Genomic DNA, 18,522 nt, shown 5'->3' on the forward strand with positions numbered 1-18,522 from the left:
GCCGGATTGGCATAGACCCAGCGCAGCTCCGCATCCTTGATGCAATACCGGATAGGGCCAGGCGGAAAGGCTTTGCAGCAGGTGGCGCCAGGCAGCCAAGGCCGCTGCGGCGGGATCGTCCATCGCGGATCTCAATGCTTATGAATGAAGGATGATTGTGGCTGGGAAGGCCATGCTTGACAATGGATTGGGCGCGGTCTGCGCCGCCGGGACAGCTTGGCTTCTCCGGATCGTCCGGGCATTCCCGGAGGGTGATGCGTCCGCTCCCGTCCGGCGCATGCGATCTCGCTTTGCTACTGAGCCGACACGGAAAATAGGCCAGGGAAACTACAAAACCAATTGTTTTTTATATGGTGCCGGCGAGAGGAGTCGAACCTCCGACCTATCGATTACGAATCGATTGCTCTACCAACTGAGCTACGCCGGCCAAAATACGGGGCTATTGTAGCCGTCGCCAGGTGGTACGACAAGAACGGCGGAGCGATGGGCTCGGGCGAGGGCTGGCTTTTCGCCCATGGGCTTGCTGCGCTATGCTGGGCAAATGGATCTTCCCGCCCTGACACCCGCCCTGCTGGTGCGCCGTTATCAGCGCTTCATGGCCGATTGCCGCCTCGCGAACGGGGATGTGGTGACGGCCCATTGCGCGAATTCCGGCACCATGCGCAGTTGTGCCGAGCCCGGTCAAGCGGTTTTTCTGTCTTTCAGCACCAATGCCAAACGCAAACTGCCCTGGACCTGGGAGCTGTACTGGAGCGGTGCGAGCTGGGTCTGCGTCAATACCCAGCGGCCCAATGCGGTGGTCGCCGAAGGGATCGGCAACGGCCGGATCGAGGCCTTGGGCGGCTATGGAGCGTTGCGCCGGGAGGTGGCCTATGGCGAGCGTGAGCGGGTCGACATCCTGCTGACCCACCCCCAGCGGCCGCCCTGCTATGTGGAGGTCAAATCCTGCACCATGCTGGATAGGGATGGCGTGATCCGCTTTCCCGACGCCGTAACGGAGCGCGGGCGGCGCCATCTGCGCGCCTTGACCCGGGTGGTGCGGGAAGGCGGCCGCGGGGTGATGTGTTTTCTCATTGGGCGGGAGGATGGCGAGGGTTTCGCGCCGGCCGATGACGTGGATCCGGCCTATGGTCTTGCCCTGCGCGAGGCGCGTGCGGCAGGGGTGGAGATCCTGGCCTATCGAACACGGATCACAGTTGATAAGATAATCATTAGTGGAGCGGAACGCTTGCTCTTTTAGCCGTTGGCGGTTGGTGAAGCGCCGCAGGAGAGATTTCCATGTTACAGAGAACCCAGCAAAAACATCAACCAAGCATCAAGACCCCCGCGGAGATCGAAAAAATGCGCGTGGCCGGGCGCCTGACGGCCATGGTGCTGAAGATGATCGGCCCCCATGTACGGGCGGGCGTGAGCACCGACGAGCTGGACCGCATCTGCCATGACTACATCGTCCATGATCTCGATGCCATCCCCGCGCCCCTCCATTATCAGCCCAGTCCCGATTATCCGCCCTTCCCCAAGTCGGTATGCATTTCCCTGAACCATGTCATTTGCCATGGCATTCCCGGCGATCGCGTTCTCAAGGAGGGCGACATCCTCAATATCGACGTCACCGTCATCAAGGATGGTTACCACGGGGACAGCAGCAAGATGTTCATGGTCGGCGAACCGCCCCTGCGCGCCCGCCGCGTCATGGAAGTCGCCCACGAATCCATGGTGCGCGGCATCGGGGTGGTGCGTCCCGGCGCCACCCTGGGCGATATCGGCCACGCCATCCAGGTCTATGCCGAGGCCCAGCATTGTTCCGTGGTGCGAGAGTTTTGCGGGCACGGCATCGGGCGCGGCTTCCACGAGGAACCGCAGGTGCTCCATTACGGCAACCCCGGCGAAGGGCTGGAACTGGTGGCGGGCATGACCTTTACCATCGAGCCGATGATCAACGCCGGCAAACGCCACATCAAGGCGCTGCCCGATGGCTGGACCATCGTCACCAAGGATCACAGCGCTTCGGCGCAATGGGAGCATACCATTCTCGTCACCGACAGCGGCCACGAGATCCTCACCCAACTGCCGGGCGATCCCATCTAAACCATGCAGCAAAGGGCAATGCCGCAAACGCCGCGCCACAGCGAATCCTTCCACGCCCAGCGGGAACAGTTGCGGCTGGGACGCGAGGCCCTGCGCCAGGACTTTCTCCGGGGTGTGGGCGGCAGCACCCTGCTCACGCAACACTGCCGCCTCGTGGATGGGGTGCTGCGCGAAATCTGGCGGCAGATCCCCGCCCGTTTGCAGTTGCCGAAAAGCGCCGGGCTGGCCCTGGTTGCGGTCGGCGGCTATGGCCGCGGCGAACTCTTTCCCGACTCGGACATCGACCTGCTGATCCTGGGCCAAGACCCCGCCACGGCAACGCAGCAGGCCTTCGTGGAGGCGTTTCTCACCACGCTCTGGGATCTTCAGCTCCAGGTCGGGCACAGTTTTCGCACGCCTGCGGAATGCATGGACGAGGCCCGCGGCGATCTGGGCATTGCCACCACCCTGTTGGAAGCGCGATTCCTGGCGGGCGCGCGCACGCTGGCACGGCATCTGCACCAGCGGATACGAGCCAAGCCGCCCTGGCCGCCCGCCCTCTTCTTTTCCGCCAAGATCGCCGAGCAAGAGGCGCGCCATGCGCGCTTCAGCGACACGGCCTACCACCTGGAACCCCACATCAAGGACGGCCCTGGCGGGCTGCGCGACCTGCATCAGCTCCAGTGGCTGGCCTGGAGCGGCCTGGGCGATGGTCGCCTTCGCCACCTGCAGGAGGCCGGGATCATCACTGCCGGCGAATATCGGCAACTCCTCCAGGCCCGCAACTTCCTCTCCCGTCTGCGCATCGGCCTGCACTACGCGGCCGGGCGGCGGGAAGATCGCCTGCGCCTGGATCTCCAGCCCCTGCTGGCCGCACAATTGGGCTTTCAGGACACGGCCGACCATTCCGCCGTGGAACAATTGATGCAAAACATCTATCGCGTTTTTGCCAGCGTTGCCCGCATTTCCGCCATCGCCCAGGAAAACCTGGCACGGCATATCGCCTCCGCCACCATGCCGGAGCCTTTGCTCGAGGGCGGCATTGCCCTGCGCCAGGACAGCATCGGCTTTGCGCCGGATCAGCCTGCCGAGCCCCTTTTGTCAAGCATATTGAGACTCTTCCGTCGGCTCGCCGAAGATCCTCAGCAACGCGGCCTGAATGCCGCCACGCAGCGGGAGCTTTATGCCCTGCGCCGGCATCTCCGTCCGCAGATGCTCCGCGATGATCCCCTCGCCCGGAGCGAATTGCTGGCCATCCTGGCCAAGCCAGAAGGGGTGTACCGGACCCTTTCCGCCATGCACCAATGCGGCATTCTGGCCCGCCTCCTGCCCCCCTTCGGGCGCATCACGGGGCAGATTCAGCATGATCTCTTTCACGTATATACCGTTGATCAGCATACACTTTTTCTGCTCCGCCAGATGGGCCTTTTCTGGGCGGCCGGGCACAGCGACCTGCCGGTGATCGAAGAGGCGCGCCTGCGCATCGATCGCCCGGAACTGCTGGTCATTGCCGGCATCTTCCACGATATCGCCAAGGGACAGGGGGGCGACCACTCCCGTCTGGGCGCCCGGGAGGTCAAGCGCTTTGCCCATGACATGGGCCTTGACCGGGCCGATACCCGCTTTCTTGCCTGGCTGGTGCAACACCATCTCGACATGTCCGGCGTATCCCAGCGCCGCGATCTCGAAGACCCCCGGGTCATCCAGGATTTCGCCCGCATGGTCGGCGACGAAAGGCGCCTGAGCTATCTCCTGCTGCTCACCATTGCCGATATGCGCGCCACCAACCCGGACCTGTGGAACGATTGGAAGGGGATGCTCCTGTCCACGCTCTATCGCGGGGTACGCAGTGAATTGCAGCGCAACACCATCGCCCCCAAGGATCGGCGCACCCTGCTGCGCGCCAAGAAGCGCGACCTCCTCGCCGCGCTGCCGGCCCAGGTCCAGGCTTCGGCCCAGGCCCTCTGGCGCACCCTGGGGAGCGATTATTTCATGCGCTACGGCCACGACGAACTCCTCTGGCATACCCAAAGCATCTTGCAGCACCCGGGCCAGCGCACCCTGGTCTTCGCCCGTTCCCGCCAACCCGTCGGCACCGAGCTGCTGATTTATGGCCGCGATGTGCCCGGGCTCTTTTTGCGCATTACCAGCGCCTTGGACAAGCAATCCCTGAGCATCCTCGACGCCCGCATCGACACCAGTGCCGACGGCCACGCCCTGGACACCTTCATCGTGCTGGACGAGAGCCATGCCTTTGCCCACAGCCCGGATGCCCATCAGGACTTGGGCGAGCACCTGCGCGCCATCATTGACGGCGAAGCGGTCAGTGTGCCCCGCTTCGGACTCCGGCACCATGGGGCGCGTCATCGCTTTTTTGCCCAGAACCCCGTCGTGGTCAGCGTGGACAACGCCGCCCTGCAGCACTACACCCTCCTGGAAGTGACCGCCGCCGATCGCCTCGGCCTGCTTTATCAGGTGGGCGAGGTCCTGCTGGCCCTGAACTTGAGCATCCATGGCGCCAAGGTGTCCACCTTTGGAGAGCGGGTGGAGGACACCTTCTTCATCCTCGATGAAAACGGCAAGAAGCTGGCCGAGGCGCAACGCGAACGCCTGCGCAGCGCCTTGCTCCATGCCCTGCAGCAAAAGGCCGCCTAAGTCATGTGGTCCCGATTCCGAGCGGATCCCGCGGAGCAGCGCGACCGCGCCATCGCCCTGGCCGCCATCCTGCGCGCCGCCCTGTTGGTGCAGGACAGCGCCCGCCAGGGCATGCAGAACGGCGAAGCCAGTACCCAGACCATCCGCAGCATCCTGGCCATGGATGGGAACGACGGTATCCAGCTCTTTGGCGACGTCCCCGGCCTGCGCCGGGCGCTCGCCCTGATTTGTCCCCTGCTGCTGCGCGGCCCCAGCAATGCCCAGGAGGCCGAACTTCTCCGTTACGCGCTGGCGCTCCTGACCCTGGGCAAGCGCCTGATCGCCCGCCACGACCTGGCCGAGCGCGTGCGCCAGGGCATCGAACAAGCCCAGCGCCAGATGGAGCACTTTGCCGATCCTCTCCACCCCAGCGTCACGGCCAGTCTGGCCCAGACCTACACCGACGCCGTCGGCAAGCTCTCCCCCCGCATCATCGTCAGCGGTGAGAGCCGCTATCTCAGCAATTCCGAAGACGCCGCCCGCATTCGCACCCTGCTGCTGGCCGGCATCCGCGCCGCCGTATGGTGGCGCCAACGGGGCGGCAATCTCCTGCGCCTGATCCTGGAACGGCGCGCCCTCTGCCAGGCGGCCACCGCCCTGCTCGCCGCCAATCCCTTCAACGCCGACGCCTAGGGCACGGGGAAAGCGCAATTTGCTGGTGGGCGGAGATGTCTTAACAGGAAACGACCATCCGCTGTCCAGGATAAAATAACGTAGGAGCGGCCCATGGCCGCGACCACCCGTTGTGAAGGCGGTTTCATGATGACGGGATGCACCGGGCGCATGTCCGCGTTAGGGTGACGGCGCCACGCGCCGGCGCTTGCTGAGCCGGTCCGCCAGATGCACCGGCTCAGGGAGGCGATGGCCCCGCCCCCAGGCCAGGACCACCGCCCGGGCGCCCGCCTGATCACAGCGATGCCCCGGCGAGACATAGACGGGCCGCACCCGTTCACGGGTGCGCAGGATGCTGCCGATGCAGATCCCCTTGTCCATCAGGGGCTCCCAGTCGCCGCGCCGCTCCCCCACCACCCGCTCCTCCCCGCACAGGCGGGATTTGCCAATCCCCACGCTGGGCAGATCCAACAGGACCCCGAGATGGGAGGCGATGCCGAAACGGCGGGGATGGGCGATGCCCTGGCCGTCGCATAAGAGCAATTCCGGCCTTTGGGTCAGGGCGGCCAGGGCCGCCAAGAGCACCGGTCCCTCGCGAAAGGAAAGCAAGCCCGGCACATAGGGAAAGGTCAGGGGCCGCCGTGCCACCTGTTCCTCCACCACCTCTCCGCTGGCAAATCGCATCAGCACGGCCACGCCGACGATCTCCTCGCCGCCGGGGGCGATGGCGCAGTCCACTCCCGCCACCAGCTCCGGCAGCCGCGCCAGGGGGGCAAGCTGCACCAAGCCGGCGAGCTGCCGCTGGAGGGCAACGGCCTTTTTCGCATCCCGGGGGAATTCAGGCGCAGGCATGGGGGCAGAGGGAGCGCAGGGGGCAAGGTTCGCAACGGGGGTGCGGGCGGCAATGCTCCTTGCCCAGTTGCACCAGCAAGGCATGCAGATCATTCAATACCGCCAGGTCGGCGGGGATCTCGGCAGCAATGGCCGACTGGATCTCGCCGTAGCTCGCCTTTTCCGGGAGCAGACCCAAGCGCTCGCCGATGCGGCGGGTGTAGGCGTCCACCACCAGCACGGCGGCATCCAGGGCGTAGAGCAGAATGGCATCGGCGGTCTCTTCCCCCACCCCATGCACCGCCAAGAGGTCCCGCCGCAGTGCGGCGGGATCCTGCCCCCGACCCAGTTGCCCCGGGTCTTCGGCCACGCCTCGGGCGGCGAGGAAGGCGCAAAGGGCGCGCAGGCGCTTGGCCTTGACCCGGAAGTAACCCGCCGGCCGGATCAATTGCGCCAGATCCGCCTCGTCCATGCCGAGGATGGCGCGCACCGCGAGGGCGTCCGCCGCGCGCAGTGCCGCGATGGCCCGCTCCACATTGCGCCACGCCGTGTTTTGGGTAAGGATGGCGCCCACCATCACCTCAAAGGGCGATTGGGCCGGCCACCAGTCCTGGGCGCCGAAATGGGCATGGAGGCGCGCATAGACCAAAGGCCAGCGGGTGACGGAGGATGCGGCCATGGCTTATTTCCCGCGCCGCCCCCCCGGCCGGAACCCCGACGATCCCGCTCCTCCGGGGGCCCGCTTGCCTCCCTCCTTTTTGCCAGAAGGAGCCGTACTCGTCGATCCGGCGCCGGCCAAGCCGCCCCGCGGCGCCTTGCGTCCTGCCGGGGCCTTTTCCCGCAGCCCCTGCTGCGCCGGGGGCGCCCGCTCCACCAGCCGCTCGCCGCCACCGCCATGGGTGGAGGCGGCCTTCGGCGTCATGCCCACCGTCTCCAGAAGGGCCGCCAGCTCTTCCTCGGGAAGATCTTCAAAATAACCCACCTTGAGGTGACGCGGCATGCCGATGATGCCATAACGCACGCGCAGGAGACGGCTCACCGTCAGGCCCACCGCCTCGAAAAGCCGCCGCACCTCCCGGTTCCGCCCTTCGGCCAGGGTGACGTGATACCAACGATTGGCCCCCTCCCCCCCCGCCTCCTGCAAGGAGAGAAAATGGGCGGAGCCGTCATCCAGTTCCACTCCCGCAAGTAGCTGCTGGCGTTGCGCGTCGTTCACCTCGCCCAGGACGCGCACGGCATATTCCCGCTCCACCTCCGCCCGCGGATGCATGAGGGCGTTGGCCAGATCGCCGTCATTGGTCAGCAGCAACAGCCCTTCGGTGTTGTAATCCAGGCGCCCAACGGCGATCCAGCGGCTCCCGCGCAGGCGCGGCAGGCGGTCAAAGACCGTCGGCCGGCCCTGGGGATCCTGGCGCGTGGTCAGCTCCCCCACCGGCTTGTGATAGCGCAAAACCCGCAAACGCGGCCGCACCCAGCCGGGAACGCGCAGGGGCTCCCCATCCACCGCCAGACGGTCCGTGCCGCTGACCCGATCGCCGAGCTTCGCCACCAGACCGTTCACGCTCACCCGCCCCGCCGCTATCCATTCTTCCATGCGCCGGCGGGGACCGAGGCCGAAGCGGGCGAGCACCTTTTGCAGCTTTTCATCGTTTGTCATAACAAATACGCCCCGCACAGGGCGGGGCGCTCCTCTGAAGTGGAAAGCCGTTCAGGACGCCTTACGCTGTCCCTCGTCCTTCAGGCGGGTGATGCCCAACATCTTGAAGAGCACCTTTTCATAAAAGGGCTCGGAAACGCCGATTTTCATTTTGCGGATGAAGTACTTCTCGAAGGCCACCTTGGCCAGATGCACCCAGCGCCCTTCGGCAAACCAATCCACCGTGCGCGGCTTGAGTTGCGGCAAGGCCACGAAGGCGGCGCCGCGGTCACCCATATCGGCAAAGCAGACGGCATTCCAGGTACCCATGGTCTGGTTCCCGGTCTTGCCTTCCAGATCCGCCTTGATATTCGCTACCGCAGCCGCCACCATGGACTCGATCATGTAACCGGTCTTGGGCGCACCCGTAGGCACCGGCGTCTGCTCTACCGGGGGAATGGCGATGGCAATCCCTGCGGCAAAGATGTTGCGGTACTTCTTGCTGCGCTGGTATTCATCCACCAGCACGAAGCCGCCGGGATTGCACAGCCCCTCCACGCCGGCCACGGCCGGGACGCCCTTGAACGCCGGGATCATCATGGAAAACTTGAAGGGCAGCACCATTTCCTTGACCGTCTCGCCCTTGTCGTTTACCTGGGTGACATACATCTTGTGGTCTTCCACCTTGGTGACCTTGCAATTGGTGTAGGCTTCAAAGCCTTCTTCCTTCAGCCCCCGGGTCAGGATGGTCTGGGAATCACCCACTCCCTGGATGCCCAGATGGCCCAGGAAGGGCTCGCTGGTCACGAAGGTCATGGACGGGATCTTGTCGCGCAACCCCCGCTTTTTCAGGTCGCTGGCCACGATCAGGGCATACTCGTAAGCGGGGCCAAAGCAGCTTGCCCCGGCCATGGCGCCCATGACGATGGGGCCCGGCTCGCGCAACAGCTCCTGATAGGACTTGTAGGCCGCTTCGGCATGATCCAGGGTACACACCGACTGCACCTGGCCTTCATGGGGATCGGAGCCGGGCACGTTTTCAAAGGCCAGTTTGGGACCGGTAGTGATGAACAGGTAGTCGTAATGGACCTTGCTGCCATCGGCCAGGTCGATCTGATTGGCCTCGGCGTCGATCCGATCGGCGCGCTGCGCAATGAAGTGGATGCCTTTGCGCTCCACGTAGGGTTTGATGGGAAAGGACACGTCGTCGCGCTCTTTCCAGCCGACGCCCACCCAGGGGTTGGAAGGGACAAATTGAAAATAATCGTTGGCGCTGATCAGCGTCACCTCGTGGGCCGACCCGAGGGCCGCCTTCATCTCATAGGCGGCCGGCATTCCCCCGGTCCCTGCTCCCAGAATCACGACATGTGCCATTGCTGTATGCTCCTCGCTGAATACTGCTTGTGCTGGATAATCCGGCTACCTGATCATTCGAGCCGCGCCCGTATTACTCGCCCCTTTTTTGTATTGGGGAGTATAGCAAATCTCGTGGATGATGATAGATTTTATCATTAGAATATAGTTATTTGCCCATATACTTTATGAATGATTCTTTACTCCGCGACCTTTGCCGATGACGACAGGGCGCCCGCCTTTTCATCCCGGATCACTTCCAACTCGGGCAAGGCACCCAGGGTAGGCAGGGCGAAGTAGGCCAGGAAGGCATCGGTGGTAGCCCACAATGCCGGACGGCCGGGGGTATCCCGATGCCCGACCACGTCAATCCAGCCGCGCTCCTGGAGCTGACGCAGCACCTGCGCCCCCAGGGTCACGCCGCGCCACTGTTCTATCTCCGGGCGCGTGATGGGCTGACGATAGGCGATTACGGCGAGGGTTTCCAGCACGGCCCGGGATAGGCGGCGCGGCCCCTGGGCGTGCAGACGCAGCAACCAGGGAGTGTAGCGTGGATGGATGTGCAACTGATAGCCACCGGCCACCTCGCGCAATACGAGCGGTCCCGAGCCCTGCACCAGCAAGCCCTGCAGGGCCGCCTCCCAGTCATCGCCGTCCTCCTCGGCAACAAAGACCGCCGCCAGTTGCTCCCTGGTCAGCGGCGTGTCGCTGGACAAGAACAGGGCCAGCAACTGATCCTGCATGAGATTCCGGGACGCGGCCATCATGGCGCCAGCACCGCCCATTCGCCCCCTTCCGTACTCGCCAAGAGCAATGAGCGCTGGCGCAAGAGTTCGAGAATGGCCAATAGCGCCATGGCCAGACGCAGGCGATTGCCCTCCCGGGGCAGCAGGGCGGGCAACGGCCATGGCTCCCGGCGCGCGGTGCAAAGCTGCAGGATATCTGCCATGCACTGGCGCAAGGCCAGTTCGGCGATGGGCAGGTGGTGCTGGATCGCCGCGCGGCGCAAGCGGCCCTGTATTCCCCGCCAAGTCTGCACCAGGTCGGGAAGGGTGGCCGCCGCCAGAGGGACAGGCAGCGGATCATGGGCAACGGCCAGCGCCGGCCAGAAGTCGCGCCCGGCCTGGGGAAGGCGGTCCAGGGCCTGGGCGGCGGCCTGCACCACGGCGAGGGCCTCAAGCCGGCGCGCCAATTCCAGGCGCGGATCCATTTCCTCGTCATCGGCGCTGGGCGGAACCGGCAGGAGCATGCGCGCCTTGATCTCCGCCAGCCACGCCGCCATCAGCAGATATTCCGCGGCCAGTTCCAGATTGCGCCGCCGCGCCTCTTCCAGATAGTGCAGATATTGGCGCGTGACCTCCGCCACCGGGATATCGCGGATATCCATGCGATTGCGGCGAATCAGCCAGAGCAGCAGATCAAGGGGGCCGGAGAAGGCGTCGAGAAAGACTTCCAGCGCATCGGGCGGAATATAGAGCCCTTCCGGAATCACCCCCAGATCCACCCCCTTGACCTGCGCGGGAAGCCCTTCGGGGCGCCCGACCATGGGACCGGACGCCTGCCCCGCTTCAGGGTAGTGCGCGGCCATGATCCAGGCGCATGGCGCTGCGCACCTTTTCCAGGGTCTCCGCAGCCCTGGCCCTGGCCCGCAGCGCACCCGCCTCAACGATCTCGCGCAACTGTGCAGGGCGCGCCGCCCAATACTCGGCGCGTTCGCGGATGGGTGCCTGTTCGGCCAGTACCGCATCAATCACCGGCTGTTTGCAATCCAGGCAGCCGATCCCCGCCGTGGTGCAGCCCTCCCAGACCCAGGCCCGCGTTTCCGGGCCGGAGTAGACCTGATGAAACTCCCATACGGGGCATTTTTCCGGGTTGCCGGGATCATTGCGCCGCACCCGCGCCGGGTCCGTGGGCATGGCCCGGATCTTCTTGCCCACCTCCTCCGGCAGTTCCCGCAAGGGAATGGTGTTGCCATAGGATTTGCTCATCTTTTGCCCATCCAGGCCGGGCATTTTTGCCGCCTCCGTCAGGAGCGCCCGGGGCTCGATGAGGATCTCGCGTCCCCGGCCCTCGAGATGGGCCAGCAGTTGCGCACGCAGGGCGTCGCTGAGACTCGCCTGGGCCTGCAGAAAACCCTGGGCCTCGGCCACGGCCGCCCCATCGCCTTCCTGTTGGTAACGTTCGCGCAAGCCGAGATAGGCCCGGGCCGCCTTCTTGCCCATGGCCTGCAGACCCTTTTCCACCTGCGCCGGGGCATCCGGATCCCGTCCGTAGAGGCTATTGAAGCGGCGCGCCAGTTCGCGGGTGATCTCCAGGTGGGCCACCTGATCGGCCCCCACCGGCACCTGGCGCGCGCCGTAGAGCAGGATATCGGCACTCATCAGCAGGGGATAGCCGAGAAAACCGAAGGTGGCCAGATCGCGATCGCGCAGCTTTTCCTGCTGATCCTTGAAGCTCGGCACCCGCTCCAGCCAGGACAGCGGCGTGAGCATACCCAGCAGCAGCGCCAACTCCGCATGTTGCGGCACCTGCGACTGGATGAAGATGGTCGCCCGCTCCGGATCGATGCCCACCGCCAGCCATTCCACCACGAGATCCCAGACGGCCGCGCTGATCCCCTCGGCTGTCTCGTAATGGGTGGTCAGGGCGTGCCAATCGGCCACGAAGAAGAAACAGTCGTGCGCCTCCTGCAGACGCAGCCAGTTTTTCAGCACGCCGTGATAATGCCCCAAATGCAGGCGCCCCGTGGGGCGCATCCCGGAGACGATGATTTCACCCATCACATTCCACCCATCTGCAGAAACAGACTACGCAAGAGGAAAAAAACCGGCCCCATCACCGTCCCCAAAACTCCGGTGAAAAGCAGCACGATCAGAATGATGAAGCCGTAGGGTTCGAGGCGGCTGAGGGCGTCGCTGGCCGCTCCGGGCAGCAGGCCCACGGCCACCCGCCCGCCATCCAGGGGCGGAATGGGGATCATGTTGAGGATCATGAGGATCAGATTGATGCTGATCCCCGCCACGCCCATGAGCTGCATGGGCTCACTGATATAGGCCAACGGACCGGGCAGATGCGCGCCGATCCACAACACCAGGGTCCAGAAAAAGGTCATGAGCAGATTGGCGGCGGGACCGGCCAGGGCCACCAGGACCATATCGCGCTTGGGATTGTGCAAACCGGCGAAGTTGACCGGGACCGGCTTGGCATAGCCGAAGAGAAAGGGCGAACCCAGCAGCAAGAGCAACGCCGGCAGCAAGATGGTCCCGAAGGGATCGATATGCTTCAGCGGATTGAGGGTCAGCCGGCCCATGAGCATGGCCGTGGGGTCGCCATGTTTCCAGGCCACATAACCGTGGGCCACCTCGTGGACGGTGATGGCGAAAATCACCGGGATGGACCAGATGGCAACGACTTTGATGAACTGCGCGGTATCTAACATGAGCGGAGTATAACAACCTCCCCGGGGAAATTGGAAAACTCCTGGCCGCTCTGCGCGGCATCCCTCCTAGGAGGCGGAGGGCAGCCCCAGCCGTGCCGGATCCCCAGCGCCCTCGCGCACGATCCGGGCCGGCCAGGCCAGCAGATCCACCACGGTGGAGCAGAGCGTGCTGCCCGGACCGCTCAGCAGGACCAGATCCACTTGCCGCCCCATCTCCGCGCAAATGCGTTCGGGATCCGTCAGCGCCTCCGCATCTCCGGGCAACTGCAGGGTGGAACTCATGAGCGGCTCCCCCAGGCCGTCCAGCAGGGCGCGGCACAGGGGATGGTCTGGCAGGCGCACGCCAATACTGCGTTTGCGCGGATCGGCCAGACGCCGGGGCACATCATGGGTGGCCGGAAGGATGAAGGTATAAGGCCCGGGGAGGGCCCGGCGCAGCAGGGCAAAGGCACGGTCATCCAGCTTGGCGTATTCCGCCAGTTGGGAGATGCTGGAAAACAATAGGGAAAGGTCATGCTGGAGATCGAGCTGGCGGATCCGGCGCAAGCGCTCCTGAGCCTCCCGGGCATCGATCATGCAGCCCAAGGCATAACAGGTATCCGTAGGATAGACCAGGAGACCGCCGCCGCGCAGAACGTCCAGCGCCTGCGCCAGCAGACGGGCTTGGGGATTGACCGGATGTATGTTCAGACAAAGACCCACTATCAACTCCTCCGATAACGGCACGAATCATGGCCAGCGGGCGGCAGGCAACCAAGAACCTATCCCTGGCGGCCCGATGATACGCCGCAGTCCCGCTTCCACCAAAGCGCTCCCCGGACCACAGAAGGCCGGCCAGGCAGGAATTTTGGTGTTCCCTGGCAAAAGACGTATAGTTGACGGTCAGGCCGCGCCCACCATTGTGGCATTTGCCCGCAATGCCGGAAACGGCGCGCCGCCTTTGCGCAGGCGATAGTGATGTGGACGTCCGTTACGCCGCCGACAAGCAATAACCGCGTTGAGGAGAAGATACCATGCCCGCAAACAGCACGCGCCCCCTCTGGTCCCTGGCGGACATTCCCTATGGTGCCATCGATCTCCAGAAAATAGCCGCCGAGACCGACTGGTTTTATCTCCTGGCCGGGGCCTCTTTTGTCGAAATCCTCTCCGACCTCTACACCCGCAATCTGGTCAGCTATTATGCCGGCGACGAAGAAGCCATTGCCTGGCTGGAAACGGAGTGGGAAATGGAGGAAATGCAGCATGGGCGTGCCTTGCGCCAGTATGTGGCGACCGTGTGGCCGGATTTTGACTGGGAGCGGGCCTTTGCCGGCTTTCGCCAGGACTACAGCCCCTATTGCCGCCCCGAGTTGCTGGGCCCCAGCCGCGCCCTGGAAATGGCGGCGCGCTGCGTCGTGGAAACCGGGACATCGAGCTTTTATGCCATGATCCAGGCGGCCAGCCCTGAACCGGTGTTGGCCCAGCTTGCCAGCCGCATCCGTAATGACGAGGTGCATCATTACAAGTATTTCTACCGGTTTTTTCGCCATTATCAGGAGCAGGAAAACAACTCCCGTTGGCGGATTGGCCGGGAATTGTGGCGGCGGGTGGCCGAAGTCGACCAGGAGGACGCCTATCTGGCCATCAAGAATGTCTTCCAGGTGCGTAACCCCGGAATGCCCTTTTCCCACGATGATTTTGAACAATTCCGGGGGCGCATGAGCGTCTGGGTCCGGCGCTATTACCCCTTCGACATGGCCCTCAAGATGCTGCTCAAGCCCGTGGATTTGCCCCCGACCCTGCAAAAGGCCGCCCTGCCCCTCCTAACGCGGGGGGCAAGGCGGCTGGTGGCCGCGTAACAGGATTGCAAAACGGTCGGGCCGCTCTCCTCGACGAGGCGCGGCCCGACAAACTGCAGATCCATCCCTTACAGCTTGTTCATGAGGGCTCCCACGGAGGCGCCGACGGCACCGCCGACGGCCGCCCCCACCGCCGGATTGCCGCCGGCCACGGCTCCCAGCACCGCGCCGCCCGCGGCTCCGATGGCACCGCCGCTCAAGGCCCGCTGCTGGGTAGGCGTCATGGACGCACATCCGCTGCCCAAGGCCACTACGCCACCAGCCAAAGCCAAGGCTAGAATTTTACGCTTCACACGACCCTCCTCTGCCTGATTTTGATAAGCGACTGCCCAAGGGCAACGCTTCCATGCGTTCCAGCCATGCCCCCGGAGAATCCATTTCCTACTGGTCAAGGCGCTCAGTCATCATCACCCCAGCGCCGATCATCGCCGCGGTGCCAGTGGCGCCAGCGCGGGCCACGACGGTCATACCACCCTGGCGGCGGCGGGGGCGGTGCGTAATAGACCGGAGGCGCCGCGTAATAGGTGGGCGCCCCATAATAAGCGACGCCCGGCACACCGATGGACAAACTGAGCGCCGGGCCGCCCCAGCCATCCCCGTCGGCCAAGGCGCTGCCCGACATCACGGCCGCTCCCAGCAACAAGGCACCCAGCCCGATGATGCTCCGTATTTTCCGTGTCATTCTCTTCTCCTTATATTGATATGATCGGCACGGGAGGCGCAGCCTCCGTTGCCGGCCGCGCCTCCAGGCGCAGCCATTGGGCTTGTTCCACCTGCCCCACCACGGCCCGCACCTGCCGGGCCGCCTGCAGGTCCTGATGCGCCAAGAGGGGCGCAGCCCGAGGGGCAGATGGAGTTTCGTGATGCACAAAGATCCCCAAGGCCGCGAACGGCGCCATCAGGATGACGGCAAATAGGTAATCTCGAATAGGGTTGCGCATGGTTTCCCCCTGCATTGAGTAGGTGTACGCATTTCATAAGCAGAATCCGTGCCAGTTTTAATAACCCATTGTGTGGATGGATATTTACTGATTTGACTCCGGTTTTGTCCGGAATGCCGGGGAGATCGCTCCGCCGATTTGTCGCCGCAGGCCAACAAAACTCCGATAACAACCGGATTTTTCCATGAAAACCAGTCAGTTAAAATGGTTGCTCGATGTCTACACCGAGCCCACCCTCCGGCCTTGACGGCGGCTCTCCCCTATAGGAGAGTAAACGGGCAGCAAGGAGCCCCTTTGACCCGCTTTTTATTATTCATCATGACCCTGGCCACCATGGTCGCTGCGCATGCAGACGTTGGGGATTGGCTCGCGGCCGGCAACACCCTGCAGTCCATTCAGAAAGGCCTGGCGGGAAGGCCGACGCCGGAAGGGCTGAAACAGTGGCTCACGGAGAGTACGGGGATTGCCAGCAATGCCCGGCAATGCGTAGCGAGAGAACAGAAAAATCTGGATGCCGTCCAGCAGAATATTGCGGTCCTCGGTCCGGTGGTTGCGGGTGAACCGCCAAGCCTTGCCAAGCTGCGCGATCACCTGCAAAAGCAGCAACAGCGCGTCAATAGCCAACTGGCCACCTGCCGACTGCTCACCGTACAAAGCACGGAGCTAAAGCGGCGCGTCCAGAACGAGCAGGACCGGATCCATACCGCCGCCCTCCTCCATCATGGCCCCAATCTCTTTCAGGGCGGTGCCGCCCTCCTGTCCACCCCGCCCTTTGCCCACCCTTTCTGGCAAAGCTGGTGGCGTGGACTCGGTGGCCGGACAGCGCTGGGCAGCGCCGACATGCAGTGGTGCCTGGGGCTTGGCCTCGCGGCATTCGTCATTGCCTGGGGATGGCGGCGCCGACAACGATCCCGCCAACCGCCCCCAACCATGCTCCGTGGCTATGGATCTGCCTGGCAGGCGGCGCTGGGCCGTTATCTGCCGCTGCTCTCGGGGGCCGGCGCGGCGGCCGCTAGCCTGGAAATCCAGGGCGCCGCGGAGCAATGGCCGTGGGCACTCTGCATGGGGATTTTGAGCTACGCCGCAGGCGCCGCGCTCCTGTATCTGATCCTTGCACCGAGCCACCCCCTGCCCCGCCAACTGGACTGGCCCCCCAGGATCAGCCGCTCCCTCCTCCTGGAGCTGCGCGGCGTACTCCTCCTGGTAATACTGTATTTTTTTGTGGATTGGCCACTGCCCGGGGTGGATCTGGCGGATCTCGGCGGACAGGTGGTCCGGCCCCTCTTCCAGGTGGCCATTCTGATACTGCTGCTGCGGGTGCTCTGGAATCTGGGCACGGTGCGGCCCTTCGCTGCCTGGTCGTTCCCGCGCATCGTCGCCGGGCTGGCCATCATCGCTACGGTGCTGGTCGAATTCAGCGGCTACGATGCCCTGGCGGCCTTCCTGTTTCGCGGCATCTCCCTGACGCTGCTCGCCATTGGCCTGGGCCTGATCCTCAACCTGCTGCTCCGCGACGGCATCCTGCGCATGAGCCACAACGACGGAGCCTGGAAACAGTTGCTGCGGCGCCGGCTGGGTCTGAGCACCGAACAAAATCTGCCCGGCACCCTGTGGCTGCGCGGCCTGCTCTATTTCATCCTCTGGATCCTGGTGGGCGCGGCCATCCTCCATGCCTGGGGGCTCTCGGGGAACGGCTTTGGCATCCTTTGGGCACAGTTCTCGGCAGGGTTTACCGTGGGCGGATTTCACTTGGCGCCGCTGCGCCTGCTTCTCGCATTGCTGATATTCTTGCTGCTGCTCAACGTGAACGCCTGGGTCCAGCAGCGCCTCGGCAAACACCCGCTTTTCATGGATCGTCTCGCTTCCGGCGAACGCCACTCCATCCTGACCATCATTCGCTATGTCGGAGTAATCATCACCCTGCTGGTGGCCCTAGCCATAGCGGGCATCAACCTGCGCAACCTCGCCATCATTGCCGGCGCCTTATCCGTGGGCATTGGTTTTGGCCTGCAAAATATCGTGAACAACTTCGTTTCGGGCCTGATCCTCCTTTTTGAGCGGCCCATTCGCGTGGGTGACTGGGTGGCGGTCGGCAAAACCGAGGGCTACGTCCAACGCATCAGTATCCGCTACACGCTGATCCTGACCTTTGATCGAACGGAAGTCTTTGTACCCAATTCGGAAATGATCTCCGGCCAGGTCACCAACTGGACCTACAGCAATTCGGTACTCCGCCTGATGATCCCGGTCCAGGTATCCCAGGACAGCGACGTAGTCCTGGTTATGCGGGTCCTGGAGGAAGTAGGGCGCCACCACCCCGATGTCCTGCAGGATGATCCCCGCGGCATCCCGCCCACGGCCTTATTTCTGAATGTCGACGAAAACGCCCTGCGTTTCGCGCTGCGGGTATATCTGGAAGACGGCAACAAGAGTTTCAACGTGCAGACAGAACTGCGCACGAAGATGGTGGAGAGCCTGCGCCAGCACGGCATCGCCCTGGCCCATCAGCAACAGGATGTGCATGTCATTTCCGCCCGCACACACCCCAGCCCAGTCCGCCGGCCAGAAATAACACCCGGAATGCCCGACCCGAAGGGCGGCTAGGAAAATGGATGGGGGGCAAGGCATGCCGGGGTCCGCGGCAAGGCGCATCGGCCCCTGCGTACCTGCAGCCCCGAACCCCGCCGGAGAGGATCCGTGCGTACGGCACCCAACCGGCCTGAGCGCAGCTATCGGATCAAGGCAGGTACTTGACGTGGCGTCTGCCAGACGCTAGCATCTGCACCACTTTTCCCCGGTAGCTCAGTCGGTAGAGCGGGTGACTGTTAATCACTAGGTCGGCAGTTCGAGCCTGTCCCGGGGAGCCAAAGAAATCAGGCACTTAGGACGGTTTCCTAGGTGCCTTCATTTTTTCCATCCAACCCATATCCAACCTCAGAAGGAAAAACGGGGTGGATGCGGCTCATCCCCGGATCAGCTTCATCAACTCGCGCTCTTCCCTGTTGTACTCGCGGATCAGCGCCATAACCTCCCGCACCTCTCGCCGGGCGGCACGCACTCCGCTGCTCCTGGCATTAGCCGCGCTCTTGGCTTTTCCTGCCTCGGTTTTGG

18 protein-coding genes and 2 tRNA genes are annotated in these 18,522 nt (G+C 64.0%); 7 read left to right on the forward strand and 13 right to left on the reverse strand.

The genetic code is table 11. From position 1 onward, the window contains the following. Positions 1–351: 351 nt before the first annotated feature. A tRNA-Thr gene (locus ACP5MM_RS08690) sits at positions 352–427 on the reverse strand. 114 nt (positions 428–541) lie between these two features. Here ACP5MM_RS08690 and sfsA point away from each other — a divergent pair. From sfsA to hflD, 4 genes are read left to right on the forward strand one after another with little or no spacing between them, the layout of a single operon-like run. Then, positions 542–1,240, forward strand: a complete 699-nt coding sequence (sfsA, locus tag ACP5MM_RS08695; RefSeq protein ID WP_427932794.1) for a DNA/RNA nuclease SfsA — start codon at positions 542–544, stop codon at positions 1,238–1,240. Positions 1,241–1,278: 38 nt separating this feature from the next. Then, positions 1,279–2,088: a type I methionyl aminopeptidase gene (gene map, locus ACP5MM_RS08700; RefSeq protein ID WP_427932792.1), complete on the forward strand. Its 810-nt coding sequence runs from the start codon at positions 1,279–1,281 to the stop codon at positions 2,086–2,088. Positions 2,089–2,106: 18 nt separating this feature from the next. Next, positions 2,107–4,722 (forward strand): [protein-PII] uridylyltransferase, encoded by a 2,616-nt coding sequence (gene glnD / locus ACP5MM_RS08705; RefSeq protein ID WP_427932791.1) that lies wholly within the window; start codon positions 2,107–2,109, stop codon positions 4,720–4,722. Between the two features lie 3 nt (positions 4,723–4,725). After that, positions 4,726–5,394, forward strand: coding sequence for a high frequency lysogenization protein HflD (gene hflD / locus ACP5MM_RS08710; protein ID WP_427934424.1), 669 nt, complete (start codon positions 4,726–4,728; stop codon positions 5,392–5,394). A gap of 159 nt (positions 5,395–5,553) precedes the next feature. Here hflD and nfi read toward each other — a convergent pair whose 3' ends face one another. The 9 genes from nfi to ACP5MM_RS08755 all read right to left on the reverse strand — a co-directional run bounded on the left by nfi (position 5,554) and on the right by ACP5MM_RS08755 (position 13,334). Next, positions 5,554–6,225 carry a deoxyribonuclease V gene (gene nfi, locus ACP5MM_RS08715; RefSeq protein ID WP_427934426.1) on the reverse strand — a complete coding sequence of 224 codons (672 nt, stop codon included), beginning with the start codon at positions 6,223–6,225 and terminating at the stop codon, positions 5,554–5,556. After that, complete coding sequence (locus ACP5MM_RS08720) at positions 6,212–6,883, reverse strand: endonuclease III domain-containing protein (RefSeq protein ID WP_427934427.1); 672 nt, start codon at positions 6,881–6,883, stop codon at positions 6,212–6,214. Before ACP5MM_RS08720 ends, nfi begins: the two co-directional genes overlap by 14 nt. Before the next feature lie 3 nt (positions 6,884–6,886). After that, a complete protein-coding gene (gene rluB, locus ACP5MM_RS08725; RefSeq protein WP_427931828.1) occupies positions 6,887–7,861 on the reverse strand; it encodes a 23S rRNA pseudouridine(2605) synthase RluB in 975 nt (324 codons plus the stop codon). Positions 7,862–7,912: 51 nt separating this feature from the next. After that, entirely contained in the window at positions 7,913–9,214 is a 1,302-nt protein-coding gene (locus tag ACP5MM_RS08730; RefSeq protein ID WP_427931826.1) for an NAD(P)/FAD-dependent oxidoreductase, read from the reverse strand. Positions 9,215–9,393: 179 nt separating this feature from the next. Beyond that, positions 9,394–9,960, reverse strand: coding sequence for an SMC-Scp complex subunit ScpB (gene scpB, locus ACP5MM_RS08735; protein WP_427931824.1), 567 nt, complete (start codon positions 9,958–9,960; stop codon positions 9,394–9,396). Continuing rightward, positions 9,957–10,739, reverse strand: a complete 783-nt coding sequence (locus tag ACP5MM_RS08740; protein ID WP_427931822.1) for a segregation and condensation protein A — start codon at positions 10,737–10,739, stop codon at positions 9,957–9,959. Before ACP5MM_RS08740 ends, scpB begins: the two co-directional genes overlap by 4 nt. Before the next feature lie 22 nt (positions 10,740–10,761). Further along, the gene (locus ACP5MM_RS08745) at positions 10,762–11,973 is read right to left on the reverse strand and encodes a tryptophan--tRNA ligase (protein ID WP_427931821.1); all 1,212 of its coding nucleotides are present in this window, start codon (positions 11,971–11,973) and stop codon (positions 10,762–10,764) included. Then, positions 11,973–12,632 carry a site-2 protease family protein gene (locus tag ACP5MM_RS08750; protein ID WP_427931819.1) on the reverse strand — a complete coding sequence of 220 codons (660 nt, stop codon included), beginning with the start codon at positions 12,630–12,632 and terminating at the stop codon, positions 11,973–11,975. The genes ACP5MM_RS08745 and ACP5MM_RS08750 overlap by 1 nt, the downstream gene beginning before the upstream one ends. A 66-nt stretch (positions 12,633–12,698) precedes the next feature. Then, positions 12,699–13,334: an L-threonylcarbamoyladenylate synthase gene (locus ACP5MM_RS08755; protein ID WP_427931817.1), complete on the reverse strand. Its 636-nt coding sequence runs from the start codon at positions 13,332–13,334 to the stop codon at positions 12,699–12,701. Between the two features lie 311 nt (positions 13,335–13,645). Here ACP5MM_RS08755 and ACP5MM_RS08760 point away from each other — a divergent pair, with 311 nt between their 5' ends. Next, complete coding sequence (locus ACP5MM_RS08760) at positions 13,646–14,470, forward strand: ferritin-like domain-containing protein (protein WP_427931815.1); 825 nt, start codon at positions 13,646–13,648, stop codon at positions 14,468–14,470. 68 nt (positions 14,471–14,538) lie between these two features. On the opposite strand, the gene ACP5MM_RS08765 is transcribed toward ACP5MM_RS08760, so the two are convergent. From ACP5MM_RS08765 to ACP5MM_RS08775, 3 genes are all read right to left on the reverse strand, one after another. Further along, entirely contained in the window at positions 14,539–14,763 is a 225-nt protein-coding gene (locus ACP5MM_RS08765) for a YMGG-like glycine zipper-containing protein (RefSeq protein WP_427931814.1), read from the reverse strand. 104 nt (positions 14,764–14,867) lie between these two features. Continuing rightward, positions 14,868–15,152 (reverse strand): hypothetical protein, encoded by a 285-nt coding sequence (locus ACP5MM_RS08770; RefSeq protein WP_427931812.1) that lies wholly within the window; start codon positions 15,150–15,152, stop codon positions 14,868–14,870. Between the two features lie 10 nt (positions 15,153–15,162). Beyond that, entirely contained in the window at positions 15,163–15,411 is a 249-nt protein-coding gene (locus tag ACP5MM_RS08775) for a hypothetical protein (RefSeq protein WP_427931811.1), read from the reverse strand. Positions 15,412–15,705: 294 nt separating this feature from the next. On the opposite strand from ACP5MM_RS08775, the gene ACP5MM_RS08780 reads away from it, so the two are divergent. Further along, entirely contained in the window at positions 15,706–18,015 is a 2,310-nt protein-coding gene (locus tag ACP5MM_RS08780) for a mechanosensitive ion channel family protein (protein WP_427934428.1), read from the forward strand. A 187-nt stretch (positions 18,016–18,202) separates the two neighbouring features. Beyond that, positions 18,203–18,278, forward strand: a tRNA-Asn gene (locus tag ACP5MM_RS08785). The last annotated feature ends 244 nt before the right edge of the window (positions 18,279–18,522 follow it).

Origin of the sequence: Acidithiobacillus sp. (assembly GCF_049965315.1) — a bacterium.
Taxonomy (GTDB): Bacteria; Pseudomonadota; Gammaproteobacteria; order Acidithiobacillales; family Acidithiobacillaceae; genus Acidithiobacillus_B.